The 26,788-nt window shown below is 69.3% G+C and carries 25 protein-coding genes; 14 read left to right on the forward strand and 11 right to left on the reverse strand.

All coding sequences use genetic code 11. The annotated features are described in order from the left end of the window. Nucleotides 1-35: 35 nt before the first annotated feature. The 7 genes from ABE487_RS00680 to ABE487_RS00710 all read left to right on the forward strand — a co-directional run bounded on the left by ABE487_RS00680 (nt 36) and on the right by ABE487_RS00710 (nt 8,328). Complete coding sequence (locus ABE487_RS00680) at nt 36-1,715, forward strand: glycoside hydrolase family 43 protein (RefSeq protein ID WP_346451002.1); 1,680 nt, start codon at nt 36-38, stop codon at nt 1,713-1,715. After that, a complete protein-coding gene (locus tag ABE487_RS00685) occupies nt 1,712-3,181 on the forward strand; it encodes a mannitol dehydrogenase family protein (protein ID WP_346450893.1) in 1,470 nt (489 codons plus the stop codon). Before ABE487_RS00680 ends, ABE487_RS00685 begins: the two co-directional genes overlap by 4 nt. Before the next feature lie 359 nt (nt 3,182-3,540). Further along, nucleotides 3,541-4,086 (forward strand): sigma-70 family RNA polymerase sigma factor, encoded by a 546-nt coding sequence (locus tag ABE487_RS00690; RefSeq protein WP_346450895.1) that lies wholly within the window; start codon nt 3,541-3,543, stop codon nt 4,084-4,086. Next, a complete protein-coding gene (locus tag ABE487_RS00695; RefSeq protein WP_346450897.1) occupies nt 4,083-5,180 on the forward strand; it encodes a hypothetical protein in 1,098 nt (365 codons plus the stop codon). The genes ABE487_RS00690 and ABE487_RS00695 overlap by 4 nt, the downstream gene beginning before the upstream one ends. A 129-nt stretch (nt 5,181-5,309) precedes the next feature. After that, on the forward strand, nt 5,310-5,876 hold the full coding sequence (locus ABE487_RS00700; protein ID WP_346450899.1) for a cytochrome b/b6 domain-containing protein: 567 nt from the start codon (nt 5,310-5,312) through the stop codon (nt 5,874-5,876). Nucleotides 5,877-5,937: 61 nt separating this feature from the next. Then, nucleotides 5,938-6,546: a hypothetical protein gene (locus ABE487_RS00705; RefSeq protein ID WP_346450900.1), complete on the forward strand. Its 609-nt coding sequence runs from the start codon at nt 5,938-5,940 to the stop codon at nt 6,544-6,546. A gap of 300 nt (nt 6,547-6,846) precedes the next feature. Then, nucleotides 6,847-8,328: an amidase gene (locus ABE487_RS00710; protein WP_346450902.1), complete on the forward strand. Its 1,482-nt coding sequence runs from the start codon at nt 6,847-6,849 to the stop codon at nt 8,326-8,328. 60 nt (nt 8,329-8,388) lie between these two features. Here the strand turns inward: ABE487_RS00710 and ABE487_RS00715 are convergent, their stop codons facing one another. Further along, nucleotides 8,389-8,817, reverse strand: a complete 429-nt coding sequence (locus ABE487_RS00715) for a VOC family protein (protein WP_346443833.1) — start codon at nt 8,815-8,817, stop codon at nt 8,389-8,391. A 295-nt stretch (nt 8,818-9,112) separates the two neighbouring features. Between ABE487_RS00715 and ABE487_RS00720 the strand changes: the two genes are divergently transcribed. Then, nucleotides 9,113-9,799, forward strand: coding sequence for a DUF1345 domain-containing protein (locus ABE487_RS00720; protein ID WP_346443795.1), 687 nt, complete (start codon nt 9,113-9,115; stop codon nt 9,797-9,799). A gap of 30 nt (nt 9,800-9,829) precedes the next feature. Here ABE487_RS00720 and ABE487_RS00725 read toward each other — a convergent pair whose 3' ends face one another. The 3 genes from ABE487_RS00725 to ABE487_RS00735 all read right to left on the reverse strand — a co-directional run bounded on the left by ABE487_RS00725 (nt 9,830) and on the right by ABE487_RS00735 (nt 15,696). Continuing rightward, the gene (locus ABE487_RS00725; RefSeq protein ID WP_346450904.1) at nt 9,830-11,338 is read right to left on the reverse strand and encodes an MFS transporter; all 1,509 of its coding nucleotides are present in this window, start codon (nt 11,336-11,338) and stop codon (nt 9,830-9,832) included. A gap of 65 nt (nt 11,339-11,403) precedes the next feature. Then, complete coding sequence (locus ABE487_RS00730; protein ID WP_346450906.1) at nt 11,404-14,535, reverse strand: multidrug efflux RND transporter permease subunit; 3,132 nt, start codon at nt 14,533-14,535, stop codon at nt 11,404-11,406. Between the two features lie 9 nt (nt 14,536-14,544). Next, the gene (locus ABE487_RS00735) at nt 14,545-15,696 is read right to left on the reverse strand and encodes an efflux RND transporter periplasmic adaptor subunit (RefSeq protein WP_346450908.1); all 1,152 of its coding nucleotides are present in this window, start codon (nt 15,694-15,696) and stop codon (nt 14,545-14,547) included. Nucleotides 15,697-15,835: 139 nt separating this feature from the next. Between ABE487_RS00735 and ABE487_RS00740 the strand changes: the two genes are divergently transcribed. From ABE487_RS00740 to crcB, 3 genes are read left to right on the forward strand one after another with little or no spacing between them, the layout of a single operon-like run. Then, entirely contained in the window at nt 15,836-16,558 is a 723-nt protein-coding gene (locus ABE487_RS00740) for a response regulator (RefSeq protein WP_346443830.1), read from the forward strand. Next, nucleotides 16,555-17,682: an ATP-binding protein gene (locus ABE487_RS00745; RefSeq protein WP_346450910.1), complete on the forward strand. Its 1,128-nt coding sequence runs from the start codon at nt 16,555-16,557 to the stop codon at nt 17,680-17,682. The genes ABE487_RS00740 and ABE487_RS00745 overlap by 4 nt, the downstream gene beginning before the upstream one ends. Continuing rightward, nucleotides 17,679-18,053 carry a fluoride efflux transporter CrcB gene (gene crcB, locus ABE487_RS00750; RefSeq protein WP_346450911.1) on the forward strand — a complete coding sequence of 125 codons (375 nt, stop codon included), beginning with the start codon at nt 17,679-17,681 and terminating at the stop codon, nt 18,051-18,053. The genes ABE487_RS00745 and crcB overlap by 4 nt, the downstream gene beginning before the upstream one ends. A 42-nt stretch (nt 18,054-18,095) precedes the next feature. Here crcB and ABE487_RS00755 read toward each other — a convergent pair whose 3' ends face one another. The 3 genes from ABE487_RS00755 to ABE487_RS00765 form a co-directional block, all read right to left on the reverse strand. Further along, nucleotides 18,096-18,269: a hypothetical protein gene (locus ABE487_RS00755; protein ID WP_346450913.1), complete on the reverse strand. Its 174-nt coding sequence runs from the start codon at nt 18,267-18,269 to the stop codon at nt 18,096-18,098. A gap of 290 nt (nt 18,270-18,559) precedes the next feature. Beyond that, nucleotides 18,560-19,273, reverse strand: coding sequence for a serine hydrolase domain-containing protein (locus tag ABE487_RS00760; RefSeq protein WP_346450914.1), 714 nt, complete (start codon nt 19,271-19,273; stop codon nt 18,560-18,562). 105 nt (nt 19,274-19,378) lie between these two features. Then, nucleotides 19,379-20,134 (reverse strand): SDR family oxidoreductase, encoded by a 756-nt coding sequence (locus ABE487_RS00765; protein WP_346450916.1) that lies wholly within the window; start codon nt 20,132-20,134, stop codon nt 19,379-19,381. Between the two features lie 136 nt (nt 20,135-20,270). On the opposite strand from ABE487_RS00765, the gene ABE487_RS00770 reads away from it, so the two are divergent. Beyond that, complete coding sequence (locus ABE487_RS00770) at nt 20,271-21,158, forward strand: AraC family transcriptional regulator (protein WP_346450918.1); 888 nt, start codon at nt 20,271-20,273, stop codon at nt 21,156-21,158. Then, nucleotides 21,155-21,796, forward strand: coding sequence for an NAD-dependent dehydratase (locus ABE487_RS00775; protein ID WP_346450920.1), 642 nt, complete (start codon nt 21,155-21,157; stop codon nt 21,794-21,796). Before ABE487_RS00770 ends, ABE487_RS00775 begins: the two co-directional genes overlap by 4 nt. Before the next feature lie 251 nt (nt 21,797-22,047). Here the strand turns inward: ABE487_RS00775 and ABE487_RS00780 are convergent, their stop codons facing one another. Continuing rightward, nucleotides 22,048-23,091, reverse strand: a complete 1,044-nt coding sequence (locus ABE487_RS00780) for an SMP-30/gluconolactonase/LRE family protein (RefSeq protein WP_346450921.1) — start codon at nt 23,089-23,091, stop codon at nt 22,048-22,050. Nucleotides 23,092-23,318: 227 nt separating this feature from the next. Between ABE487_RS00780 and ABE487_RS00785 the strand changes: the two genes are divergently transcribed. Beyond that, nucleotides 23,319-24,176: a PA4780 family RIO1-like protein kinase gene (locus tag ABE487_RS00785; RefSeq protein WP_346443783.1), complete on the forward strand. Its 858-nt coding sequence runs from the start codon at nt 23,319-23,321 to the stop codon at nt 24,174-24,176. 9 nt (nt 24,177-24,185) lie between these two features. Here ABE487_RS00785 and ABE487_RS00790 read toward each other — a convergent pair whose 3' ends face one another. From ABE487_RS00790 to ABE487_RS00800, 3 genes are all read right to left on the reverse strand, one after another. After that, nucleotides 24,186-24,923, reverse strand: a complete 738-nt coding sequence (locus ABE487_RS00790; protein ID WP_346450923.1) for an rRNA pseudouridine synthase — start codon at nt 24,921-24,923, stop codon at nt 24,186-24,188. 106 nt (nt 24,924-25,029) lie between these two features. Further along, on the reverse strand, nt 25,030-25,548 hold the full coding sequence (locus ABE487_RS00795) for a YcxB family protein (protein WP_346450925.1): 519 nt from the start codon (nt 25,546-25,548) through the stop codon (nt 25,030-25,032). Nucleotides 25,549-25,579: 31 nt separating this feature from the next. Continuing rightward, nucleotides 25,580-26,785 carry an endo-1,4-beta-xylanase gene (locus ABE487_RS00800; protein WP_346450927.1) on the reverse strand — a complete coding sequence of 402 codons (1,206 nt, stop codon included), beginning with the start codon at nt 26,783-26,785 and terminating at the stop codon, nt 25,580-25,582. Nucleotides 26,786-26,788: the final 3 nt, after the last annotated feature.

Genomic DNA, 26,788 nt, shown 5'->3' on the forward strand with positions numbered 1-26,788 from the left:
CGGGGCCGTCCCCACGCGTCTCCCCGCACAGCTGGCTGCGCGCACTTGCGGCCGGCCTGCTGGTCGCGATCGTTGCAGCGCCGGTTGTCGCCGCGAACCGGCCCGATCCCGAGCCCGTGCTGTTCGACTGGTTCGAGTACAGCGGAAGCGACCGTGCGTTCGACGCGCCGCTGCCGGCGGGTCATTTCCGCAACCCGATCCTCGCCGGCTTCCATTCCGACCCGAGCATCGTCGCGGCCAACGGGAAGTTCTACCTGGTCGCGTCGACCTTCACCTACTTCCCGGGCATCCCGATCTTCGAGAGCGAGGACCTGGTGCACTGGACCCAGATCGGCAATGCGATCCATCGCCCCGACCAGCTCGACTTCGACGGCCTGGGCCTGTCGCGCGGCGTGTTCGCGCCGACGATCGAGTATCACGACGGCACGTTCTATGTGGTCAATACCGCGGTCGATGCCGGCGGCAACTTCATCGTCACCGCCACCGATCCGGCCGGGCCCTGGTCGGACCCGGTCTGGCTGCCCGGCATCGGCGGCATCGATCCGTCGTTGTTCTTCGACGACGACGGCCGCGCCTACCTCCTCAACAACGACGCGCCGGACGGGCCGGTGCGCTACGACGGCCACCGCGCGATCTGGCTGCAGGCGATCGACATCGCGACGCTGACGCCGTTCGGCCCGCGCAAGGTGCTGATCGACGGTGGTGTGAGACCCGAAGACAACCCGATCTGGATCGAAGGCCCGCACCTGTACAAGGTCGATGGCTGGTACTACCTCAACAACGCCGAAGGCGGCACCGGCCCGCAACATTCGCAGGTGATCCTGCGCAGCCGCGACGTCTGGGGACCCTACACGCCGTACGAAGACAACCCGATCCTGACCCAGCGCGACCTGCCGCCTGAGCGAGCGTTGCCGGTGACCAACGCCGGCCACGCCGATCTGGTCCAGGGACCGGACGGCAGTTGGTGGGCGGTGTTCCTGGCCAGTCGCAACTACGACGTGCGCCACTACAACACGGGGCGTGAGACGTTCCTGCTGCCGGTGACCTGGACCGACGGCTGGCCGACGATCCTGCCGCCGGATTCGCCGATTCCCTATGGACTGCCCGCGCCATTGTGGATGTCACGCCAGGCCGATCAGGCGCCGATGAGCGGCAACTTCACCTGGCGCGACGAATTCGACGGGCCCGCGCTCGACCCGGCATGGATGTTCGTACGCGTGCCCAAGCGCGACTGGGCCGACCTCGCCTCCCGCCCCGGGAAGCTTGCGATCCACCCCGGACGCGAGGGCCTGGACACGTTGCACAATCCTTCGTTCCTCGCACGCCGCCAGCAGCATCTCGGCTTCGAGGCCAGCACCGCACTGGCGATGCCGGCCGCGGGCGTCGTGGGCGGGCTTGCCGCATTCCAGAGCGGCAATCACTGGTACCTGCTCGGTGTGCGACGCGATGCCGACGATGGCGCCGTGGTGTTCGTCGAACGGGCGACCGGTGTCGATCAGCCGGGGCAGATCATCGCGCAGCACACCATCGCGCGGGCCGCGGATCTGCGGCTGAAGGTGGCCGGCGACGCGGGACGCATCGGGTTCGCGTGGGCCGCCGACGACGGCGACTGGCAATGGCTGCTGCGCGATGCGGACGCCACCTTGCTGAGCACCGACCATGCCGGCGGTTTCGTCGGCGTCACCCTGGGCCCGTACGCGCGCGACGAACGATGACGCACGCCCTTCGTCTGTCCGAGACCCTGCTCGCAACGCTGCCGCCCGCGGTCGCGCGTCCGGCCTTCGATCGCGCCACGACCCGGATCGGCGTCGTGCATCTGGGTGCAGGCGCCTTCCATCGTGCGCACCAAGCGGTGTACTTCGACGATGCGCTGGCGCTCGATCCCGACTGGGCGGTGTGCGCGGTGTCATTGCGCAATCCGGACGTGCGCGACGCGCTGCGCCCGCAGGACGGCCTGTACACGCTCGCGATTCTGGGACAGACGCCACGGCTGCGCGTCATCGGCGCACTGCGCGAAGTGCTGTGCGCCCGCGACGAAGCCGCGGCCGTACTCGCCCGGCTCGCCGATCCGGCCGTCCGCCTGGTCACGCTGACCGTTACCGAGAAGGGCTACTGCCTGGCCGGCGACGGCCTCGACATCGCCCATCCCGATATCGTCCACGATCTTGCCGCGCCTGATGCGCCGGTCAGTGCGATTGGCTATCTCGTCGCCGGCCTGGCGCGTCGTCGTGCCGCCGGCCTGGCGCCCTACACCGTGCTCAGTTGCGACAACCTTGCCGACAACGGCGTGCGCCTGCGCCGCGCTGTGCTCGCGTTCGCCGAACGCATCGACCCGGCGCTCGCAAGATGGATCGACGCCGAGGCCGCGTTCCCGCGCTCGATGGTCGACAGCATCACCCCCGCCACCGATGACACGCTGCGCGTCCGCGTCGCCGACACCTTGGGCCTGGACGATGCCTGGCCCGTGCAGCGCGAGCCGTACGCGCAATGGGTCGTGGAGGATCGCTTCTGCAACGGCCGCCCACCGCTGGAGCGCGTCGGCGTGACCCTCAGCGACGACATCGCCGGCTTCGACCGCGCCAAGCTGCGCTTGCTCAACGGCCCGCACAGCGCGCTCGCCTACCTCGGCCTGCTGCTGGACGTCGAGACCGTCGCCGACGCGATGCGCCATCCGGGCTTGGCCGCTTTCGTCGCAAGACTGATGCGCGAGGACATCGCGCCCACGCTGACCGTCCCGGCCGCAATGGATCTGGACGCCTACATCGACGCCATACTCGAGCGCTTCGGCAATCCGGCCATCGCCCATCGTCTGGCGCAGATCGCCTGGGACGGCAGCCAGAAACTGCCCGTGCGCCTGCTCGGCACGATCCGCGATGCGCTGGCCGCCGGCCGACCCATCGATCGCCTGTGTCTGCCGATCGCCGCCTGGATGCACTTCGTGTGCCGGCAGGCCCGAGCCGGCGTCGCGCTGATCGACCCGATGGCCGACACCCTGGCACAGATCGGGTGCGCGGCGACCGGGCAGGTTGGAGACGTCGCGCGTTTCCTCGCGTTGCGCGAGGTGTTCGCAGATGTGGCGGTGGACCCGCGTGTCGTGGCGGCCCTCTTCCAGGCCTATGCGGTGCTGGCCCGTGGGCCACAAGCGGACGCCGTTGGCGTGGAGATCGCGCTGACACGATGATGGTGCTGGCGGATTTGCGAGATGCTGCAAATCGCCACACTACCGATAGGTCGAAAGACCGATCGCCCCGCAGTTGGGCGGCCCACTCGCGTTGCTCGCCCCGGTCGTCGCATTGAGCGCTTGCAGGTCGGTGTCGTGCGGTCGCTCGGCACTTCGAACGGCGGCCTCTGGAGCCATTGCCGTCGGGGGGAGAGGCCGGGGGACGGTCATGGCGCACGTGCTCACTCGAAGGCCACGGCATCATGACGGCCGCCGAAAGCAGTCCGCATCGTGTTAACAATCCTGGCCTTCAGCGCATCCTCAAGGTGTGCTGCCCGCGTCCAGCCCGTGGGCGCGCTAGACAGGAGTGCGGATCGACCATGCGAGAAGGAACCGCCTCGGCGTCGGAGCCGGTGCCATCGCTGGTGGCCGCCGCGCGTCGTGGCGACCGCGCCGCGCTGGACCGGCTGTGCCGCCGTTTCGCGCCGGTCATTCACGGCATCTTGCTCGGCTACGTACAGAAGGCGGATGCCGACGATCTGACCCAGGACGTGTTCGAGACGGTTCTCGCGCGGCTGGGCGACTTGCGCGACGCCGCGGCGTTCCCCGGCTGGATCGTCGCCATCGCCCGGCGCACGGCCCTGTCCGCGCAGCGACGTTCCGCCCCGCTGACCGGCATGCACTGGGACGACATTCCGGGCTTGGCCGACCCAGCCCATGGGCTGGAAGCGCAGAAGGCGCTGGCGGCGATTCGCAGCCTGCCGCCCGCCTACCGGGAGTCGCTGATGCTGCGCCTGGTTCAGGGCATGAGCGGGCAGGAGATCGCCGAACTGACCGGTCTGAGCCCAGGCAGTGTGCGCGTGAATCTGCATCGCGGCATGACGCTCCTACGCGCGGCGCTAGCGGACTATCGGGAGGCCTTATGAACCACGGTGCCGACGACGAATACCTGTGGAGCAAGCGCGGTGGGGATGCCGAGATCGAACGTCTCGAACGCTTGCTGGCACCCTTTGCCCAGGCGCAGTCGTCTGAGGCGATGCCATGGAGGCAGTCGTCGCGACCGGCATGGCGGGCCGTCGCTCGCGCTCGCCACGCGGTCGCATTTGCAGTCGCCGCCTCGGTGCTGATGACGATGCTGCTCTGGTGCGGTTTGCAGTGGCGCTTGGCATGGCCGACGGATGCGGGCTGGCAGTTGCAGGCGGTGTCTGGCGACGTGCAACTGGATGGCCGTTCCCTGGCGCACGCCGAGCGGCTTGCCGTCGGCGGCGAACTGCGGACCGGGCGGGATGGTGGCGTGCATCTGAAGGTCGCGCGTATCGGCGAGGCCCGACTCGGCGCGGCCTCGCAGCTGCGGCTGGTGCAGACCCGGACCGGGACGCATCGGCTGCAACTCGTGCAGGGACGGCTATGGGCGCGCGTCTGGGCGCCGCCGCAGCAGTTCGGCGTACAGGCAGCCGGCTTCGAGGTACTCGACCTGGGATGCGAGTTCGTCATCGAAAGCGATGTCCACGGCAACGGCCACTTGCGCGTGCGCAACGGCTGGGTGCTGGTCGATGCCGCGGGCGCTGAGGTGCTGGTACCGCAAGGCGCCCGCGTCGATCTGGCGGCTGGCGGCATGCCCGGTACACCGTACGACGAAGGGGCGAGTGCGGCGTTTGTCGCTGCGCTGCGGGCCATCGATGCAACCGACCTCACGATCGCCGCCGACGGCGCTCAGATCGCGCGATTGCTCGCCGCCGCGCGCCGCGAGGATGCGATCAGCCTGCTGAGCTTGCTCGCGCGGCGACCTACCTTGGCCGAGGGGCCGCTTTACGACCACCTGCGCCAAGCGCTACCGCAAGCCCCGGCAGTCCGCCGCGACGCCATCGCCGCCGATCCCGTGCATGCCTTGGAACCGTGGTGGCAAGCCTTGCCTTATCCACGCGTCAAGCGCTGGTGGTTGCACTGGCCCGACATGCTGCCTGCAGGCGACGTTGTGTCGATGTCGCCGGTCGCCGGCGATCGGCCTGCCGGTGGTTAACGTCGCCCATGCCTGCCGCGTCCTTTGTCGTATCGCCACCATCGGAATGCACATGCACACAGTGACGCAGAGGGGCCGCAACGGCGGTTCTGGGACGAGCATGTCCGCACGGCATCATGTTGCATTGCCATGACCGCGCGCGATGGGTCCCCAGCGGCGCGTGCTCCCGCTGCCCGTTACTCGCCGCTGGCGCGCGCGCTGCATTGGGTCGTGGCGCTGCTCGTCCCCATCCAGCTAGGACTCGGATGGATCGCTGAGCACAGCCCCGCAGCCGATGGCGGCATGCGCATGCTTCGCTGGCACTATCAGCTCGGCATGCTTCTACTGCTGGCGATGCTGCTGCGCTTGGCGACGCGCCTTGCTCGTGGCGTACCCAAGGCCCAGCCCGGCCAGCCACGATGGCAGCGGCGTATCGCGCAGGCCACGCATGTCGGTTTCTACTTGTTGCTGTGCCTACTGCCCGCCAGCGGATACATCGTCTGGGTGTGGATGGGCGCACCGATGGATGTGCTGGGCACCATCGAGGTACCCCGTATGTTCCGGCCGCCTGCCGACGACGAACGTGGACGGGCCATTGCCTGGTACCTGCACGTCTTTTGCGCCTGGTCGCTCGCCGCCCTGATCGTCCTCCATGTCGCAGCAGTGCTTTGGCATGGCCTGGTTCGCCGCGACGGTCTGATACGGCAAATGTGGTGACGTGGAAAGCACGCATACGCCGGTCCCGCACGATTCCGGACAACCTTCAAGGACATTCCGAATGACACTTCGGAAGATCACGATTTCCCTGGTTCTCGCGGCCACCATCGCCTGCCCCGGCCAATCGATCGGCCAGGTCGATCCGTTCTGGTTGAAAAGCTGGCACGAGGCCGTGCGACACCGGCCGCAACGGATGGGTTCCCAGGCCCGGATTGCGCCTGCTGATGAGCCTGGAACACCGCTGACCGTGCATGGCCGGGTCGTCGCTCCCGACGGCGAAACGCCAGCGCCCGGCGTCGTCGTCCACGCCTACCATCGAGATCGCGACGGCCTCGATTTCGGTCCCGGCGACCACAGCCTATCGACTTGGCGGCTGCAGGGCTGGGCGTTGACCGATCACGAAGGCCGTTTCCGCTTCGATACCATCCGTCCTGCCGCCGACGCCATGGGGCGAGACGGTGCTCACATCCACTTCACGCTCGAATCTCCCGATGCTGGCCGCCAGTGGGCCCCGATCGTGTACCTCGCTGACGACCCGCGCGTCGGCGAACGGGAGCGGGTGAGATCTGCCAAGGCCGGCCGGTTTGGCTGGGTGCGGCAGGTCGAACGCGTAGGTGACGCCCAGCAGATGGACGTGTGGATTCGGCTCAAGCCGGCAGGGGAGTTCTGAACGACCACAGACCAGATGGTGTGGCGACGTGCGCTGATCCGTCCGGCACTAACGACCGGCAAGACAGGGTGGCCAGACACTACATTCCCTCATCGCCTCCGGTGCACAGGCGCGATGCGCAGATCGATTGCAGTCGAGACGGCAATCGCAGCCTAGTCGTCTTGCGCGGATGATGCGAATGAAAAATGCGCGGCCATCCGCTGGCTCGAAGTGGCGTTTCCTGCCGGAAACGTCCAGACTTCCGCGGCAGATCGGCGAAAGGCGAGACATGCAGTCAGTCAGCGCAACTCAGGCCCGGACGTGAGTCCATCATCGAACGCCTCATCTGATGCGTTGGCATTTCTGTCCGCGACTGCGCTGGCGCAGCTGATTGGACAAAAGCGAATCAGCTCGCTCGAGCTCACTGCGCATTACATCGAGCGCATCGAACGATTCGACAGCACTTTGAATGCTGTCGTGGTGCGGGACTTCGAGCGCGCGCTGGAGGCAGCGAAGCTGGCCGATGCATCGCTCGCACGCGGACACCGGCTGGGACCGCTGCACGGCCTTCCGATGACGGTCAAGGAAACCTTCGACGTGTCTGGGTTGCCGACGACGTGGGGTGTGCCGGAGCAACGGGACCACCTCGCACAGAGCGACGCAATGGTCGTCGAGCGCCTGAGGGCAGCCGGTGCTCATGTCATGGGAAAGACGAACGTCCCGCTGCGGCTTGGGGATTGGCAGAGCTACAACGACATCTACGGCACGACCTGCAATCCTTGGGATGCGGCGCGGTCGCCGGGCGGCTCTTCTGGCGGCGCGGCCGCCGCGCTCGCGGCCGGCCTGACTTGCCTGGAGTTCGCCTCGGATATCGGCGGGTCAATCCGGAGTCCGTCTCACTTCTGCGGTGTGTATGGGCACAAGCCGACCTATGGCATCGTGCCGATGCAGGGTCACAGTCATTCCGGGGTGATCTCCGCACCGGATCTGAACGTCGTCGGACCCATGGCGCGGAGCGCGGACGACCTGGCTCTCGCCTTGGATGTCGCGGCAGGTCCCGATCGACTCAGGTCGCCGGGCTGGCGGTTGGCCCTTCCGCCGCCGAAGACGCGCACCCTGCGCGGCTTACGCGTCGCGATCTGGGCGAACGAAGATGCCGTTCCCACGTCCTCCGAAATTTCCGATCGCGTGCTGGAGGTCGGCGCCGCGCTTGCCCGCGCGGGCGCGGTGGTCTCAGATCGGGCGCGTCCCGCAATCTCGCCCAGGGACGCGTACAACACTTACCTCAGCCTGTTGGGGTCGACGGGGCTCGTCAATCTGCCCGATGCTCATTATGTCGCGACCCAGCGGGCGGCGGCGGCGCTCGACGCGAGCGACGACTCGGCGCTGGCGGTCCTGACGCGCGCGCGCGCTCTGGATCACCGCACTTGGTCCGATCACGATGAAGCGCGGAACCGAGACCGCCTACGGTGGCGTGCTTTCTTTGACGACTGGGATGTGGTGATCTGCCCGATCTCCGCAACGACGGCCTTCGCGCACGACCACCGGCCCAAGCTCGAGCGGACCTTGGACGTTGATGGTGTGACGACATCGCACTACGCGCATTTTTTCTGGGTCGGCCTCGCGACCGCCGCCTACCTGCCGAGCACTGCGTTTCCGAGCGGCTTGTCGAGTGATGGGCTGCCGATCGGTCTGCAGATCATCGGCCCTGAGTACGGCGATCGAACCACGATCGAAGTCGCCCGGCTGATCGCACGAGAGATCGGGGGCTTCCGGGCGCCGGCCGGTTTCGGAACGTTGTAGCAGGGCGGCCGGGCTGTTCGTTCGTGGATGCAGGAAACGACAGTCCAGCGGCAGTTTGGCTCAGAACGTGACCTTGACCGAGTCCGCGCTGTAGGTGGCCGGGCCGTGATAGACCACTTCGATGTTGTTGCCATCGGGGTCGAGCACGAAAGCGCCGTAATAGCCCGGGTGGTAGGGGCGTTCGCCGGGCGGGCCGTTGTCGCTGCCGCCGGCCGCGAGGGCGGCGGCGTGGAAGGCATCGACGGTCGCGGCATCGCGCGCCTGGAACGCCAGATGGTGGCGACCGGTCAGTTGTCCGGCGGCCGCCGCGCTGTCTGCGGTGGACACGAACAGTTCGTCGGCCCAGAAGTAGTCGGGGCCTTCGCCGGCGATCGGAATGCCGATGCTGTCGAACACCGCTTGGTAAAAGCGGCGGCTGGCGGCCAGATCGCGCACCACCAGTTGCAGATGATCGATCAATCGGCCGCGGTGGAGTTCCATCGTTTCCATCGACACCTCGCGAAGGAAGGCGCGGTCCGAGTGGGCGCCTTCGGTCCGATGATGCCAGGTGGCGACCGGAGCGTGGAACGCCTTGGCCTCAGCCGGGGGGGGCCGGCTCTGCCTGCCAGTGCGATCGCCGCCATGTTGCGCGTGGCCCCCGGGTTTGCCCGGCCGACGCGTGTCCCTGCGAGGCCGTGCGCTTCTCGTCGAGAGCGCGCATGCTCGCTGTGGTGATCGATCGCATGCCTTCGTTGGGCGGGAGGCGGTGCGGGCGACCACGCGACCCATCGGCAAGAGGCCAGGCATGAGCAAACAATCGCGTCCGCCGCCGCGCCACGATCCCCGCAAGGGCTGGCGTCCGTTCCGGACCTTCAGCGCGCGGCCGAGGCTGAGCCTGGCGACGGCCGTGTTCGTGGCGGGGTGCGCCGGCTGCCTGGTGGCGGGCGCTCGGTGGCCGGTCGCGTTGCTGCTCGGCTTCGACGTCGGCGCACTGGTGTTCCTGGGCGCCGCGTGGCGACTGTTCGACACCGCCGGGCCCGACCGGATGCGCGAGGTCGCCATGCGCCAGGACGCGGGCCGCTGGGGCATCCTGTGGAGCGCGATCGGGTTGGTCGCGATCCTGATGGTGGCGCTGGGCACCGAACTCGCCGCCGGTCGCTCCGGCGGCCTTGCCGCGATCGGCATCGCTGGCAGCAGCATCGTGCTGTCGTGGCTGTTCATGAATGTCATGTTTGCGCTGCATTACGCGCACGGCTTCTATGGCGACTACGGCGAGGAGCACATGGGCCTCGATTTCCCCGGCAAGGCCGCGCCCGATTACTGGGACTTCGCCTACTTCGCGCTGGTGCTCGGCATGACCTTCCAGGTTTCCGACGTGCAGATCACCAGTCGCTACCTGCGCCGCATCGCGTTGCTGCACAGCGTGATCGCGTTCTTCTTCAACATGTTCGTGATCGCGGTCACGGTGAACATCCTCGGCGGCCAGGCCTGAGCCGGCGCCGGCAGGGCTCTGCTCCCGGCGTCACCCGTCGCGCCTGCGCCCCAGCAGCAGGTAGACCGCCACTGCCAGCGCCGCGATCACGGCACTGGCGGTGGTCAGGAGCGCGGCGTGGGCGATGGTGAAGGCGCTCCGGGCCGCAGTCTCGACGGCGACGGCATCCGCGGACGCCGCCAGCGAGTGCGCGAGTACGAAAGCGTCGCCGATCGAGCCCACCGCGTGCTGGTCCGCGGTCTCGGCGAGTGCAACGGGCAGTTCGAAGTGGCGGACGAATACGTGAGACAGGAGCAGTCCGCATGCGGTGATGCCCAGACCCGTGCCCAGTTCGTACGCGGTCGCTTCGAGCGCGCCCGCGGCCCCGCCTTGCTCCGCCTCCACCGCGTTCATGATCGCGATCGAAGACGCGGTCAGGCCGATGCTCAGCGACAGGCCGAGCGCGGCCAGCAGCATCGGCACCAGGAGACCTGCGCGGTCGAGGTCGACGTTCGCAATGCCCAGCAGGGCGAGGGCGGAGACGGCCAGTGCACAGGCGGCGACGCGGCGCAGGCCGAGTGCATTGGACAGCCAGCCGGCGACCGGCCCGCCGACGGCAGCGGCGGCCATGATCGGAACCATGAACAGACCCGCCTGCAGCGGACGCTTCGCGAGGACGTATTGGAGTTCCTGCGCGATCGTGAGCTCCACGCCGGCCAGTGCGCCGCTCGCGACCATGGCCATGAGAATGCCCGCGAGGATCGTCGGATGGGCGAACAGGGCCAGATCGAGCATGGGCGAGGACGCCCGCATCTGGATGCGTGCAAACAGCCACAGCAGCGCGCAGCCCAGGCCGATCGCCGCCGCGGCGATCCACCAGGACTGGCCGCCTGCCGCACCGGTCTTGAGGCCGTAGACGACGGCGATCACGCCCGCGACCAGGACGAGAGCCTGTCCGATCGGCCAGGGCGCTGCGCCCCGCGTGGGTCGCGCCGGTGGCAGTAGCCGCCAGACCACAGGCACCACGACGAGCATCACCGGCACGTTGATCAGGAACACCGAGCCCCACCAGAAGTGCTCCAGTAGGGCACCGCCGACGAGCGGGCCGAGGGCGGCGCCGGCAGCGCCCGCCGTGCCCCATGCGCCCAGGGCCATCGCACGTTCGCGCGCGTCCTCGAACGTGCGCCGGATCACGCCCAGGACGCAGGGCAGGATCATCGCGCCGCCGATCGCGAGCAGTACGCGCGCAGCGATCAGCATCGACGCACGGGTCGAGCAGGCCGCAGCCAGCGATGCGAACCCGAACACGGTCAGGCCGGCGAGGAGCAGGCGACGGTCACCGACGCGGTCGGCGAGCGTGCCCATGGGCACCAGGAGACCCGCCATGACCAGTGGGTAGATGTCGATGATCCACAGCACCTGGTTGCCGGACGCCTGCAGGGCCAGGGTCAGCGATGGCACCGCGATGTGCAGGATCGTCATGTCGATGACGACCGGCAGGAAGGCCAGCATCACCGCTGCGAGGATCCACCATCGGGCTGGAGAGGGCGGTGTCGACATTGGGGGAGGTGGGGTGTCGTCTCGTCCGGCGGGTGCGCCTGGGCGCGAAGTCGCCTCGACAATCGCTAGGTCCGCGGCGCCGCAGACGCGGCCCGGCGCGCACGCCAGGCCGCGATCCGGTCGCGCACGCCGAGCACGGCAACGAAGAAGACCGGCACGAAGAACACCGCCAGGACCGTGCCGCTGACCATGCCGCCGAACACACCGGTGCCGATGGCGCGCTGGGTCTCGGCGCTGGCACCGGAGGCCAGCATCAGCGGCACGACGCCGAGTGCGAACGCGAGCGAGGTCATCAGGATGGGGCGGAAACGCAGGCGCGCTGCCGTGACCGCCGCGTCCACGAGGGACCGGCCTTGGGCATGCAACTGGCGGGCGAACTCGACGATCAGGATCGCATTCTTGGCAGACAGTCCGATGATCGTGATCATCCCGACCTTGAAGAACACGTCGTTGGGCATCCCGCGCAGCATCACCGCCGCGACCGCACCCAGCAATCCCAGCGGCACGACCAGCATCACCGAGAGCGGAATCGTCCAGCTTTCATAGAGTGCGGCCAGCACCAGGAACACCACCAGCGCGGACAGCAGCATCAGCAACGGTGCCTGCGCCGCGGCCTGACGCTCCTGCAGCGATTGCCCGCTCCAGGCCGCGGCGTAGCCCTGCGGCAGTTGGCCGACGAGGCGCTCCATTTCCGCCATGGCTGTGCCGCTCGATGCGCCAGTCGCAGGCCGGCCGGCGATGCGGACGGCCGGGAAGCCCTGGAACCGCATCATCTGCTGCGGTGCGGTCGTCCATTGCGCCGCGACCACTTCGCGTAGCGGCACCATGCCGCCCGAGGCGTTGCGCACGCGCAGGCCCAGCACGTCTTCCAGGTGCAGGCGCGCTGCGGCGTCCGCCTGCAGGATCACCTGCTGCATCCTGCCGCGATTGGGAAAGTCGTTGACGTACAGCGAGCCCATGGCGGCAGACAGGGTGTTGCTGACACTGTCGAACGACAGGCCCAGCGCTTCGGCCTTCGTCCGGTCGATGGTCAACGCGATGCTGTCGCCGGGCGGAAGGCCGTCGGCGTAGACATCGGCGACCACGCGGCTGTCGGCAGCGAGCTTGAGCAATTGGGCCTGCGCGTCGAGCAGGGCGGCCTGGCCGCGCCCGCCGCGGTCCTGCAGCAGCATCGTGAAGCCTGACGAGGTGCCGAGTTCCTCGATCGACGGCGGCATCAGGCTCATGACCGTGCCCTCGCTGGTCGCGGCCATGGCCTCCTGCGCCCTGGCTGCTTCGTCGGCTGCGGTCGCATTGCCGCGGGAGGACCAGTCCTTGAGCATGGTGAACGCCATGGCGGCATTGGGTCCCGAGCCTGCGAAGCTGAACCCCTGAACGACGAGATTGCTCTTGATCGCGGGGCGGGTGGCGACATGCGCTTCGAAGGCCTTTACGACCTCCAGCGTCCGCGCCATCGTCGCACCGGTGGGTAACTGGATCGAGGTCATGAAGTAGCCCTGGTCCTCCTCGGGCAGGAAGGAGGACGGCACGTGACGCAAGCCCAGCACCAGGACGACGCAGATGGCCGCGAACACGAGCATGACGCGGCCGCTGCGCTTCACCAGCCCGGCGACCTTGCCGGCATAGCCGGCCGACATGCGCTCGAAGCCGCGATTGAAGGCCCCGAAGACGCCGCCACGGGCATGGTGGCCTGCCGGGAGCGGACGCAGCAGCGTTGCGCACAGCGCCGGCGTCAATGTCAGTGCCAGGAACGCCGAGAATGCGATCGAGACCGCCATCGAGAGCGTGAACTGCTGGTAGATCACGCCCACCGACCCGGCGCCGAACGCCATCGGGATGAAGACGGCGATCAGCACCAGGGTGATGCCCACCACGGCACCGGTGATCTCCTTCATGGCCTTCGAGGTCGCTTCCCGCGGTGACAGGCCTTCGCTCGCCATCAGCCGCTCGACGTTCTCGACCACGACGATGGCATCGTCGACGATGATGCCGATCGCCAGCACCATGCCGAACATGGTGAGCGTGTTGATCGAAAAGCCCGCCAGCAGCATCACGGTGAACGTTCCCAGCAGCGCGATCGGGGCCACGATCGCCGGGATCAGCGTGTAGCGGACGTTCTGCAGGAACAGATACATCACCACGAACACCAGCCCCATCGCCTCGAGCAACGTGTACATGACCTTCTCGATGGAGATCCTGACGAAGGGCGCTGTGTCGAATGGAATGGAGTACGCCATCCCGGCCGGCATGCCGGGTGCGAGTTCGGCCATGCGCGCGTGGATGGCCGCAGCAGTGCGGACCGCATTCGCGCCCGGCGCAAGCTGGACGGCCGCACTGGTGGCCGTCAGGCCGTTCTCGCGGTTGGCGAACGCGTAGGACTGCGCGCCCAGTTCGACGCGGGCGACGTCGCCCAGGACGACCTTGGCACCGTCGGCACTGGCGCGCAGCACGATGGCCGAGAACGCATCGGCGCTGGTCAGCTGGCCCTGCACGGTCAGCGGCACCGTGAGCCGCTGACTCGCGGGTGCGGGCTCGTCGCCGATCCGGCCCGGCGCGATCTGCGCGTTCTGCTGTTCGATCGCGCGTGCCAGGTCGGCCATGGTCAGGCCGAATGCGGTGAGCTTTGCCGGGTCCACCCAGACGCGCATGGCCTGCTCGGCACCGAACAACTGGACGCGGCCCACGCCGTCGATCCGGCGCAACTCCTGCACGATGTTGCGTGCCAGATAGTCGTTCAGGGCGATCTCGTCGAAGCGGCCATCGGGCGAGGTCAGGCCGACCATCATCAGGAAACCCGAGGCCGCCGATTCGACCTGTACGCCTGACTGGCGCACGGCCTGCGGCAGCCTGGGCTCCACGGACTTGAGCCTGTTCTGCACATCGACCTGCGCCATCTCCGCGTCGGTCCCCGGCTTGAAGGTCGCGGTGATCTGTGCGGTACCGCTGGTGTCCACCGACGATTCGAAGTAGAGCAGATGCTTGACGCCCGACAGTTCGCGCTCGATCGGGCCGACGACCGAGTCGTCCAGCGTCTGCGGGGTCGCGCCCGGGTAGCTTGCGTAGATGCTGACGGACGGTGGGGCGACGGACGGGTAGCGGGCGATCGGCAGCTTCGGAATCGCCAGCAGGCCCCCCAGCACGATGAACAGGGCAATGACCCAGGCGAAGACCGGGCGGTGGATGAAGAATTGGGACATGTGGCGTCCTCAGTCGTGGCCGGCGGCAGGGCCGGCCGCGTTGCCGGCTGCATTCGAGCCGATCCGGGCCTGGGCGGCGGCCCCCTCTTGCAGGCGCTCCATGCCTTTGACGACGAGCCGCTGTCCCGCCTTCAGCCCGGTGACGATCCGGTAACGGCCCTCGATGCGTTCACCGAGCGTCACGGGCTGAAGGTGGGCGCGGTCGGAGGCATCGAGAATCCACACCCGCGGTTCTTCGCCGGCGCGTACGACCGCCTCCTCGGGCACGCTAAGTGCGGTGGGATACCGTGCCTCGATCACCCGAGCCTGCACATACATGCCGGGCAGCAGCGTGCGCGCGGGGTTCTCGACCTCGATGCGCAACAGGACATCGCCCGTGCCGGCGTCCACGCGGGTGCCCGAGAACAGCATCCGGCCGCGCAGGCCGGTCGGCTGTCCATCCAGCAGTACCTCGACGTCGGCGGCGTCGCGTGCATCCATGCGCTGGCGAATCGCTGCGCCGCGTCCTGCAGGCTGGCGGACATCCACGTAGACCCGGTCGATCTGCTGGATCGTGGCCATCGGCGTACTGTCGCCTGCGGTCACCAAGGCGCCTTCGGAGACCAGGGCCTGGTCGACACGGCCCGGAATAGGGGCGCTGACCCGGGAAAAGCCGAGGTCCACGAGCCGGCGTGCCAGACTCGCTTGCGCCTGCGCGACGTCGGCCTGGGCCTGGTCGCGCTGCGCGACGACATCGTCGTACATCTGCCGGCTGACCACCTGGTCGCGCGCCAGGACCGCCAGGCGTTCGCTGTGGATCCGGGTGCGACGGGCTTCCGCCTGCGCGCGGCGCAGGGCGGCGCGCGCGGTCTCGACGTCCGCTTGCAGCGATGCGGGCGCGATCTGGAACAGGGGCGTGCCGGCTTCGACTTCCGCGCCCTGCTCGAACAGGCGGCGCTGCACGATGCCACCGACCTGCGGTCGGATCTCGGCGGTTCGCAGCGCGGCGACCCGGCCGGGAAAATCGGCGCTGACCACCACCGGGGCCGGGACCAGAGTCTCGACGGTGACGCTGGGGGGCGCCGAAGCGCCGTCCGTGCCGGGCTGGCCGCCGCAGGCTGCGAGCAACACGACCGACACGGCGAGCGGGACGACGCATCGAAGGCATCGGAAAGGGAACATGGACCGCGAACTCCTGCGCGTCGGGCCGGGACGGTCGGCCGCTCGAGATTGCGAAGTCTAGTCGGCGGGCGTCGGGATTGAGTGCGAACTGTGTGGAGATAAGATGGAGGCCGCGCTCCGTTCAGTCCCTGGAAACCCGATGCCCTCCCGCGATTCGTGCACCCTGGCCGAATCCCTCGTGCTGATCGCCGAGGACGAGCCGGACATCGGCGAGATCCTGGCCGCCTATCTGCGGCGGAGCGGCCTGCGCAGCGTGCGCGCCGTCGACGGCGCCGATGCGCTGGCCAAGCATCGGACCCACCGGCCCGACCTCGTGCTGCTCGATGTGCAGATGCCGGTGATCGATGGCTGGCAGGTGCTCCGGGAGATCCGCCACCGGGGCACGACGCCGGTGATCATGCTCACCGCGATGGACCAGGACGTGGACAAGCTTACCGGGCTTCGGATCGGTGCGGACGACTACGTGGTCAAGCCGTTCAATCCGGCCGAGGTGGTCGCGCGGGTGGAGGCGGTGCTGCGGCGGACTCGGGTGCCGATGGCGGACGGCGCGCCGACGTTGCGGTGGGGTCCGATCGAGATCGATGCGGATCGCCATGCGGTCACGTTGCACCTCGACGATGGCCCGCGTGCCATCGATCTCACCCTGACCGAGTTCAGGCTGCTCGCGCATCTGGTGCGGACGCCCGAACGGGTCTGCAGCCGCGCCGAACTGCTGGCTGCGTGCCTGCCGGAAGGCGATACGCTGGAACGGACCGTGGACAGTCATGTCAGCAAGCTGCGGCGCAAGCTCGAGGACGCGGGCCTGGGCGGCGTGCCGGAGAGCGTACGCGGCGTCGGCTATCGCGCCGGCCGGTCCGCATGACACGCGCTTCGGGGCTGCGGTCCCAGATCGCGGTATCGCTGGCGGTGATGTCGCTCGGGTTGATGGTGCTGTCCATTGCCGGGTCCTATGCCTTCTACGCTTGGGCGTCGGCCTATGCGCCGACGATGCTCTCGCAGAGCTGGCTCCCGTCCGGTGCCGAGCTGGCCTGGATCGTGATGACCGTGGTCGCGGCCGTGGTCATTTCGGTCTGGGTCGCGATCCGGCTCTCGCGGCGCATTCTCAACCCCTTGAACGCAGCGGCCCACGGCCTGCGCGATATTGCGCGGGGCAACCTCCACGCCCGGGTCGCGCTCGGTGCACACGCGACCGGGGAGACGGCGCAGCTGGCGCAGGACGTCAATGCGCTGGCCGAGCGGTTACAGGCCGCCGTGCAGGAGCAGACGTTCTGGAATGCCGCGGTCGCGCACGAACTGCGCACGCCGGTCACGATCCTGCGCGGACGCCTGCAAGGCCTGGTCGATGGGGTGTTCGCGCCCGAGCCGGCCGTATTCGCGGGCCTGCTCAAGCAGGCCGAGAGTCTGTCGCGGCTGGTCGAGGATCTGCGTGTGCTGAGCCTGCAGGACAGTGGGCACTTCGAGATCGAGCTGGTGGCGGTCGATCTCGCCTTGGAGTTGCAGGGCGTCGCCGAGTCGTTTTCCGACCGCCTCGCCGTGGCCGGCTTCGAGTTGCGCGTCGAGACCAGCGTGCCGCCGCGGGTGACCTGCGACGCGGCACGCATCCGTCAGGCGCTCACTGCGCTGCTGGACAACGCACTCAAGCATGCGACGCCCGGCCCGCTGCTGCTGTATGCCCGCGTCGTTGGCGGCGAGACCTGCGTCGGCGTCGTGGATACCGGCCCCGGGGTGCCGGAGGCGCTGCGGCAGCACGTGTTTGACGCATTCCGGCGTGGCGATCCATCGCGATCGCGCGCAGGCGGCGGGTCGGGACTCGGACTGGCGGTCGTGCGAACGATCGCGGTCGCGCATGGCGGGCACGCAGGATGTCGCCCAGCACCGGGGCGCGGCAGCGATGTCTTTCTCGCATGGCCGTTGATCGACGCGCGGCAGGCACCCACTCACAGCAGACTGTTGCCGTCAGTCGGTGGTCCAGGAGAGGCGCAATGATCCCGTTCCTGCTGGTGTTCCTTGGCGGCGGCCTCGGCGCGGCATTGCGTCACGGCGTCAACCTGCTGGCGCTGCGCGCCGGCACGACGTTCCCCTACGGCACGCTGTGCATCAACGTCGTCGGCTCGCTGCTGATGGGGGTGGTCGTGGGGTGGTTCGCTGCGCGCAGTGGCCTGTCGCCGTCGCTGCGGTTGTTCCTGATGACCGGCGTGCTGGGCGGTTTCACGACGTTCTCGGCGTTCTCGCTGGAGGCAGCGCTGCTTTATGAGCGCGGGCAGTTGGGTCTGGCGGTCGCCTATGTGCTGGCGTCGGTCGTGCTGTCGATCGGTGGATTGTTCGCGGGGATGGCGCTGGTGCGGGCGGTGTTGTAGCAGGGTCGAGATACCGGGTGTTCTTCGGGATGTTCGGAGGCCCTACCACCTGGCGTCACTGCTCGCCCCGCCCCGTGTCGCCTCGCGCGCCAGCCGACGCGCCTTCTCATACAGCGCGTTGGCGTGCGCGTCGTCGCCCTTGGCCGCGTACGCCTCGGCGAGGCTGTCCCAGGCATTGGCCGACATCGGGAACAGGTCGGCGCTCAGTGCGAACACGCGCAGTGCGGGGTCGGCACCGAAGTTCTCGCGGACGGCATAGCCGGTGGCATTGACGGTGCGCTCGAACGCGATGTCGTCGAGCGGGCTGGCTGCGCGGATCGCGCGCGCGTGCGCGCAGGTCGTTGTCTTGACCCGTGTCGAGAGCGAGGCTGCGTAACGTCTCGGCCAGGGCTTCGGCCGGGAAGCGTTTGGGGGCCATCGCGGCCAGGATGCTGTCCAGCAGCGTGCGCGACCAGACGTTGCGTGCGCTGCCGTTGGTCAGGTAGACGACCGTGTCGACGTCGCCGTCAAGGCTGCCCGCGAATAGCACGCGCACCCGGACCCGGGGGCCGCCATCGTGGCCGACCTGGCGGCCCGAGCCAGGTGTGGCGCAGTCGCAGTGGGCGCAGGATGCGGTCTTCGACAAGTTGCGGGTAGGGCTTGCCGCCGTCTGCGGCGAGCAGCGCCGCCAGGACGAGGTAGTTGGTCTGCGTGTAGCGCGTCCGGGTGCCCGGCGCGAACTGGAGCGGGGTCTGCGCGAGGGCGGCGAAGACGGCGCGTGCATCCGCCGGAAGCGCAGCCGGGGTGCCGTCCTGCGGTGCCTCGAAATACTCGGGCAGGCCGGAGGTGTGGTCCAGAAGGTCGCGCAGGCGGATGCGCTGCCAGTGCGCCGGCAGGCCGGGCAGGGTCGCGCCGATCGGGCCGTCCAGGTCCAGTGCGCCCCGCTCGATACGCTGCATTGCCAGCGTGCTGGCGAACAGCTTGGCCAGCGAGTAGACGGGAAACTCGGTGGCCTCGGTGACCGGGGCGTGGGGGGTGATGTCGGCCTCGCCATCCGCGCCGCGGAACAGCACCTGGCCGTTGCGCGCCACCAGCACGGCCTGGTCGGCGATGCCGTAGCGCTGCCGGTTGGTGTCCAGTTGCGCGCGGAGTGCCTGGGCGTCGGCATTGTCGGCCGATGCGGCACGGGGCAGGAGTAGCGCCAGCGCGAGCAGGGGAGCAAGCCAAGAGCAGACGCGCATTGCGTGTCCTCGCGGTGCTGATGGCACCCGGCGATGCGCAGCTTGCCATGCGTGCGGTGCGGCGGCGCGATGACGGGGAGCACGCTCGGTGCCCCCCGTCCGAGGTCAGAGCGCCTGACCGCCCGAGACCTCGATGCGCTGGCCGGTGACCCAGCGGTTGGCGTCGCCGAGCAGGCTGGCGATCATCGGGCCGATGTCGTCGGGCACGCCGACGCGGCCGAGCGCGGTGATGCCGGCGAGCTGCTCGTTGACCTGCGGGTTGTCGCGCACGAGGCCGCCGCCGAAATCGGTCTCGATGGCGCCGGGCGCCACGGTGTTGACGGCGATACCGCGTGGGCCCAGTTCCTTGGCCAGGTAGCGGCTCAGCACTTCGACCGCGCCCTTGGCCGCCGCGTAGGCGGCGTAGCCGGGAAAGGCGAAGCGGGTCAGGCCGCTGGACAGATTGACGATCCGGCCGCCGTCGGCGATCAGCGGCAGCAGCGTCTGGGTCAGAAAGAACGCGCCCTTGAAGTGCACGTCGACGAGGCGGTCGAACTGCGCCTGAGTGGTCTCGCCGAACGGCGCGGTGTCGCCATGGCCGGCATTGTTGACCAGGTGGTCGACGGTCTCGCGCTGCCAGGTCTCGCGCAGGGCCGCGCGCAGGACGTCCGCGAAGGCCGGGAAGCTGGCGGCGTCGCCGACGTCGAGCGGGAAGGCGCGGGCCTTGCGGCCGAGCGCCTCGATTTCGGCGACGACGGCCTGGGCCTCGGCTTCGCCGCTGCGATAGGTCAGCACGACGTCGCCACCGGCACGGGCGACGGCGAGGGCGGTGTTGCGGCCGAGGCCGCGGCTGGCGCCGGTGATCAGGGTGATGCGGGTCATGGGGAATCCTGTGATGCGTGGCAGGGGTGCCACTATCGCGCCGCCTCGATCACAGAGGTTGCCGGAAGCTCGGCGATGCTTGCCTGATCCTCCAGTCGGCGGTCCGTCCCGGGCCCGAGAGGCGTAGGCTTGTGCCATGACCGCATTGCTCGATCTGGTTCGCCACCACGCGCACACCCATGCGCCGGGCGGCGGCATCGCCGCGACCCCGATCCCCGGCTTGGCGGCGGTGCACGCGCTCGCGCCGAGCGGGCTGGCCCACGACATGCAGCGTCCGCTGGCCTGCCTGGTGCTGCAGGGCGCCAAGGAGGTCACGATGGGGACGCGCACGTTCGCGTTCGCCGCCGGCGACACGCTGGTGATCGCGGCCGATCTGCCGACCCAGAGCCGGATCGTGCAGGCCAGCGCCGCGGCGCCGTACTGCTCGCTGGTGATGGAGATCGATCCGGCGATCGTGGCCGATCTGGTCGCCGACATGGACGCCGCACCGGACCTGGTTGCCGCGCCGATCGGCGTGGAGCCGACCGACGCCGAGCTCGCCGAGGCGGCGCTGCAGTTGATGCGGCTGCTCGCACGGCCGTCGGCGCTGCCGGTGCTGCAGGCCCAGCATGTGCGCGAGATGCATTACTGGTTGCTGGCCGGGCGGCATGGGCCGGCGATCCGGCGGCTGGCGTGGCCCAGCGGCAGCGCACAGCGGGTGGCGCGTGCGGTCGCGGCCCTGCGCGCCGGCTACAACCGGCCGTTGCCGGTAGAGCAACTGGCGGCGATGTCCGATATGAGCGTGTCGGCGTTCCATGCGCATTTTCGCGCGGCGACCTCGCTCACGCCGTTGCAGTTCCAGAAGCGGCTGCGGCTGATCGAAGCGCGACGCCGGATGCTGGTCGATGGCATTCCCGCAGGCATTGCCGCGTACGGCGTGGGCTATGCGAGCGTGCCGCAGTTCACGCGGGAGTACGCGCGGATGTTCGGCCAACCGCCGGTGCGCGAGACCGACGCGGCGCGGCAGCGGGCGCAGGCGCCATGAGCGCGGGCCTGCGTTTGTTGCTGGTCGGTGCGACGGGCCTGGTGGGTCGCCACGTGCTGACGCAAGCCTTGGCTGATCCGCGCGTGGCGGCGGTAATCGCGCCGGTGCGGCGTAACGTGCCCGGGCACCGGAAACTGCAGTCGCCGCAGGTGGACTTCGATCGCCTGCCCGACGATGCGCCCTGGTGGCATGTCGATGCGGTGATCTGCACGCTCGGCACCACGATCCGTGCGGCCGGTTCACAGGCTGCGTTCCGCCGCGTGGATCATGACTATCCGCTCGACATCGCACGCCGCGTGCAGGCGCACGGTGCGCGTGCATTCGCACTGAATTCGGCGCTGGGTGCGGACGCGGCATCGCGGGTGTTCTACAACCGGGTCAAGGGCGAACTGGAACGCGACCTCGCCGCAGTCGGTTTCGACTCGCTGACCTTCGTGCGGCCTGGGCTGATCGGTGGGGCGCGCGACGAGTTACGTTTGGGCGAGCGGGTTGCCGGCGTCGTGCTCGGCGCACTCGGTCCGCTGCTGCCGCCACGCTGGCGCATCAACCCGGCGCCGCGGATCGCCGCTGCGCTGTTGAACGCCGCGGTCGACGCCTCACCAGGTCTGCACGTCGTGGGCTCGGAACGGCTGGGCTGAGGCGCTTGTTGGGACAGGCGCGTATCGTCCTCGATCTTGGCATCAGCGTTCGCTGCGCCTGCGTGTTCAAGTCACGGTGTCTTGCAGTGTGATCCCCGGCGCGCGTCCGCCCCCACCCCAGCCCTCCCCCCCATCCGGGGGAGGGAGCACGATGCGAAGAGCCCGCCCTCGCGTGGAGAAGCCCTCCCCCGCCTGCGGGGGAGGGTTGGGTGGGGGCGGGCTTGTGTGGAAACGCCCGCAGCGCCGCATGCCTAGCGCGTGAACCCCAGCCCGGTCGTTTGCACGCGTACGCGCGCGAGGATGTCGTCGGACGTCATGTACAGCGTGCGGCCGTCGTCGCCGAAGGCGCAGTTGGAGATCGCGCCGCCGGTCTCGATGCGGCCCAGTCGCGTGCCGTCGGGCGCGAACACCAGCACGCCGCCGGGGCCGGTCGCGAAGACGGTGCCATCGCTCGCGACGGCCATGCCATCGGGCAACCCGGGCGCGTCGTCGGTCATCAGGTCGCTGGCGTCGGCGAACACGCGGCGCCCGGACACTGTGCCGTCCTCGGCCAGCGCGTAGGCGTACCAGAGCGGCGCCTCGGGGTCGGAGCTGGCGACATAGAGCGTGCGTTCGTCGGGCGACAGCGCAATGCCGTTGGGGAAGGGGACGGTGGCGTCGAGCAGATGCAGGCCGCCGTCGGGCGCGATGCGGTAGACGCCGTTGACATCGAGTTCCTTGGCCGGCGAGTCGTTCATGCCCACCAGACCGTACGGCGGGTCGGTGAAGAACACGCTGCCGTCGCTGCGCCGGGCGATGTCGTTCGGGCTGTTCAGGCGCTTGCCGTCGAAGCGCTCGGCAAGCGGGGTCTTGTGCCGGGTCGCCAGATCGAGGCGCGCGACCAGCCGATTGCCCGAATCGGCCAGCAGCACGCTGCCGGCGGGTTCGGCGAGCAAGCCGTTGGCGCCGGCCTCGCGCAGTTCGCCGGTGTCGGGGCCGTCGTAGCCGGACGGCTCGAGGAACACCGAGACCCCGTCGGCCTCGGACCAGCGGTGCATGCGGTTCTCGGGCACATCGGTGAACAGCAAGTAGCCGCCGTCGGCGATCCACGCCGGGCCCTCGGACCAGGTGAATCCGTCGGCGAGGCGTTCGATGCGCGCATCCGGCGCGACGACCGCGTCGAAACCGGCGTGCCAGCGGGTCAGGCGGCCGAGTGTCGACGCGGCATCGGCATCGGCGTCGACATCGGTGGACGGCGTCGGCGCCGCGCAGGCGGCGAGCAGGGGCAGGGCGAGCAGCAGCGCGGGCCATCGCATGGGCGTGCGGTCTCCGGTTCGGGGGGGCGCACAGGATGCAACGTCCGGCGCGCAGTGGCGAATCGCCGATGCGCGCGCGGCGCAGATGGCCGTGCGCATGCAGGAGGAAGCCAGGCCTGCCCGCAGCTTGCTGCGCGCCGGCAGGCGATGGCGGCCCTGGAACGGACATGCGAAGCTTCCCCGCTCGTGGCCGGCCCCCGCCGTGCCGACCACCCCACAGGATCCGTGTGAAGACCCCCCAAGGCCTGCAGGCACTGATCGACGACGGCGTGATCGACGCCGTCGTGCGTCCGCTCAAGAGCGGCAAGGAAGCGGCGGTGTACGTCGTGCGCAGCGGCGACGAAGTGCGTTGCGCGAAGGTCTACAAGGACATGGCGCAGCGCAGTTTCCAGCAGCGCGTGCAGTACCAGGAAGGCCGCAAGGTGCGCGGTAGCCGCGAGGCGCGCGCGATCGGCAAGGCCAGCAAGTACGGGCGCAAGCAGCAGGAAACCGCCTGGAAGAACACCGAGGTCGACGCGCTGTACCAACTGCGCGCCGCCGGCGTGCGCGTGCCCGAGCCGTTCGGTTATGTGCACGGCGTGCTGGTGATGGAACTGGTGACCGATGCCGACGGCTTCTCGGCGCCCAGGCTGGGTGAGGTCGCGCTCGACGCCGACCAGGCCCGCGACTATCACCGCGCGCTGGTGCGCGAGGTGGTGCGGATGCTGTGCTGTGGCCTGATCCATGGCGATCTGTCGCCGTACAACGTGCTGGTCGACGCGCACGGTCCGGTGGTGATCGATTTCCCGCAGGTGGTCAGCGCGGCGGGCAACAACGCCGCGCGCACGATGCTGCTGCGCGACGTCAACAACCTCACCGCGTACCTGGGGCGCTCGGCGCCGGAACTGCTCGACACCTGGTACGGCGAGGAGATGTGGGCACTGTTCGAGGCCGGTGCGTTGGCCCCCGATACCGTGCTGACCGGCCGCTTCACCCCAGAAGCCGGTGTGGTGGATGTCGACGGCGTGCGCGATGCGATCGAGGACGCACGGCAGGAGGCGCTGATCCGCCAGCAGGGCCGTGAGGCGGCGGACGCGGAGGATTAGGCCGCAGCCTCAGAACTTCTCGCCGACCGGCAGGTAGCGCCAGGCGCCGGGCGGCATCGCGCCGTCCGGGCCTTTGCCCAGCGCGATGCGACCGATACGCAGGCGGCGAATCGACACCACGTCCAGGCCGACCTGCGCGCACATCGCGCGCAGCTGGCCGTCGCGCGCGCCCTTGATCGCAAAGCGCAGCCGGGTCTCGTTCTGCCAGCTGACCTTGCACGCAGGCAGTGTGCGACCGTCGATCTGGATGCCGTGCGCGAGCTGGCCCAGGCCGTAAGGCCCCAGCGTGCCGGCGACCTCGACGATGTACTCGTGCTCGATCTGGTCGGCATCCTCGGTCAGCCGGCGCCAGACGCGGCCATCCTGGGTCAGCACCATCAGCCCGCTGGCCTCGGTGTCGAGCGGCACCAAGGGCGTCAGACGATGGAAATGGCGCTGCAGCAGGCGTACACCGCTCGGGTCGTCGGCCCAGCGCGCGTCGGGCGTCGCCAGCGCGACGGCCGGTCGTGGTCCATCGATCGCATCGATGCCGGCCGGCTTGTGCAGCAGCAGTGTGGCAGGCTCCACCGCTTCCACGCGGGCCGCCGGGTCGAGCGCGACCTGCTCGACGGTGACGCGATGTTGCGGCGCCTCGACCACGACGCCGTCCACCGACACCCAGCCGTTGCGGATGACCTGCTCGGCCTCGTTGCGGGACAGCGTGAACAGCTCGGCGACGCGATGGGCGAGACGGACGGGATCAGGCATGGTGGGTGTCGGGATCGGGGGCCGGGCAGTGTAGGGGCCGGCGCGCCGCGGACTGGCCTGGGTCGCGCCCGACGCAGCAGGCACGTCCGAAGGCGACAGGCGCCGTCTAGCGCGCCGCCAGCCGCATGCGCAGGTCTTCGACCTGGGCCGCGTCGAGTGCCCGCTTGGGAATCAACTGAAAATTGTGGTCGGTGAGAAACAGCACGAACAGGTCCGGGCTTTCCTGCCAGGCCACATAGGTGCCCCACGCCACCCGGCTCTCCACACCGCCCTGGCGCGCCCGATAGGCGGCCTCGTCCCAGTGCGCGACGACCGGCTCGCGCACCAGCGCCTCGCGCCGGAAGCGCTGGCGCACGATCAGCGGGGTGAGCAGCAGTGGCAGGCCGAACGCGAACACCACGATCGTTGCCGCTGCGACGAGCGCGATCCACGGCAGGTCGCCGGCGAGCTCGGACCACGGAATGCCAAGGATCAGCGCAAGCCCGCTCACCACGAGCGTTCCGACTAGCCACAACAGCGTCAGGCGCAGGCGCGTGCGCCGGTCGCGCATCGCGCGCAGCAGTTGGACGCGCGCACCGCGCCGGTGGTCGCGCTCGTCGAGCGTGAAGGTGGTCGTGCGATCCATGGCCGACGTTGCAAGGGCTGGGCGCCCGATGCTAGCGCGTCGTCGTCTCCGGCACCGCCAGCACCGCGTCCAGTGCGGGTTTCGGCTGGCGATCGCGGTCGAACAACAGCGGATAGTTGGTGCGGTTGGGGACGGGGTAATCGTTCTTCCACGACATGCCGTCGTGCACGCCCCAGACGGTGACGCGGTCGATGACGTCGCGCTTGCGATAGAACAGCGCGAACAGTTCGGCGTAGCGTTGCGCGAGCTGACGCTCGACATCGGCAGGCAGGCCGTCGGGGTAGGGGTCGAGGTAGCGCTCGAACTCCTCGAGCTGGAACTGGGGGTGCGCCAGCCCAGTGCCGATCACCTGGCCCTCGCGCGTGAGCGGCAGCACGTCGATGTCGAGCTCAGTGATCATGACCTTGACCCCGAGCGCGGCGTAGGCGTCGATCGAGGCTTCGATGTCCTCCAGCGACGGGTAGTGCAGCCCCCAGTGCGCCTGCATGCCGACGCCGTCGATGCGGATGCCGGCGTCTTGCAGCATCGTCACCAGGCGCACGATGCCGGCGCGCTTGGCCGGGCGCCAGGTGTTGAAGTCGTTGTAGTAGAGCTCGGCGTCGGGGGCTGCGCGCGCGGCGGCAGCGAAGGCGTCGCGCACGACGGTGTCGCCGTCGCCAAGCGCACGTGTCCAGACAGTGTCGCGATACGCACCGTCCTCGCCGACGATCTCGTTGACGACATCCCAGGCGTGCACGCGTCCCACATAGCGGCCGGCGACGGTGGCGACGTAGTCGCGCAGGCGCGATGCCATCGCGTCGGGCGCGAGCGGGGCGCCGGCGGCGTCCTGGAAGAACCAGTCGGGCGTCTGGTTGTGCCAGACCAGGGTGTGGCCGACGATGAACTGGCCGTGGCGCTGGCCGAAGTCGACGAAGGCGTCGGCGGCGTCGAACTCCCAGGTGTCGGGCGCGGGATGCAGCACTTCGGCCTTCATGACGTTCTCGGCGGTGATCGCATCGAAGTGCCGCGGGACCAGTGCCTGCGAGCGCGCGTCGCGGCCGGCGACGATGTCATCGTTGACCGCGGTGCCGATCCGGAACGCACTGGCGTAGGCGCTTTTGAGCGTGCTCGGTGGCTGCGCCTGCCGCGGCGCGGCGGCCGCATCCAGGGCGGCGGATGGCGGCGCGGCATGGGCGGCAGCGGACAACGCGAGCAGCGCGGTCGTCAGGAGCAAGCGGCTGAGCGTGGGTGCGGGCATGCG

Source organism: Luteimonas sp. TWI596 (assembly GCF_039674105.1).
Classification (GTDB): domain Bacteria; phylum Pseudomonadota; class Gammaproteobacteria; order Xanthomonadales; family Xanthomonadaceae; genus Luteimonas.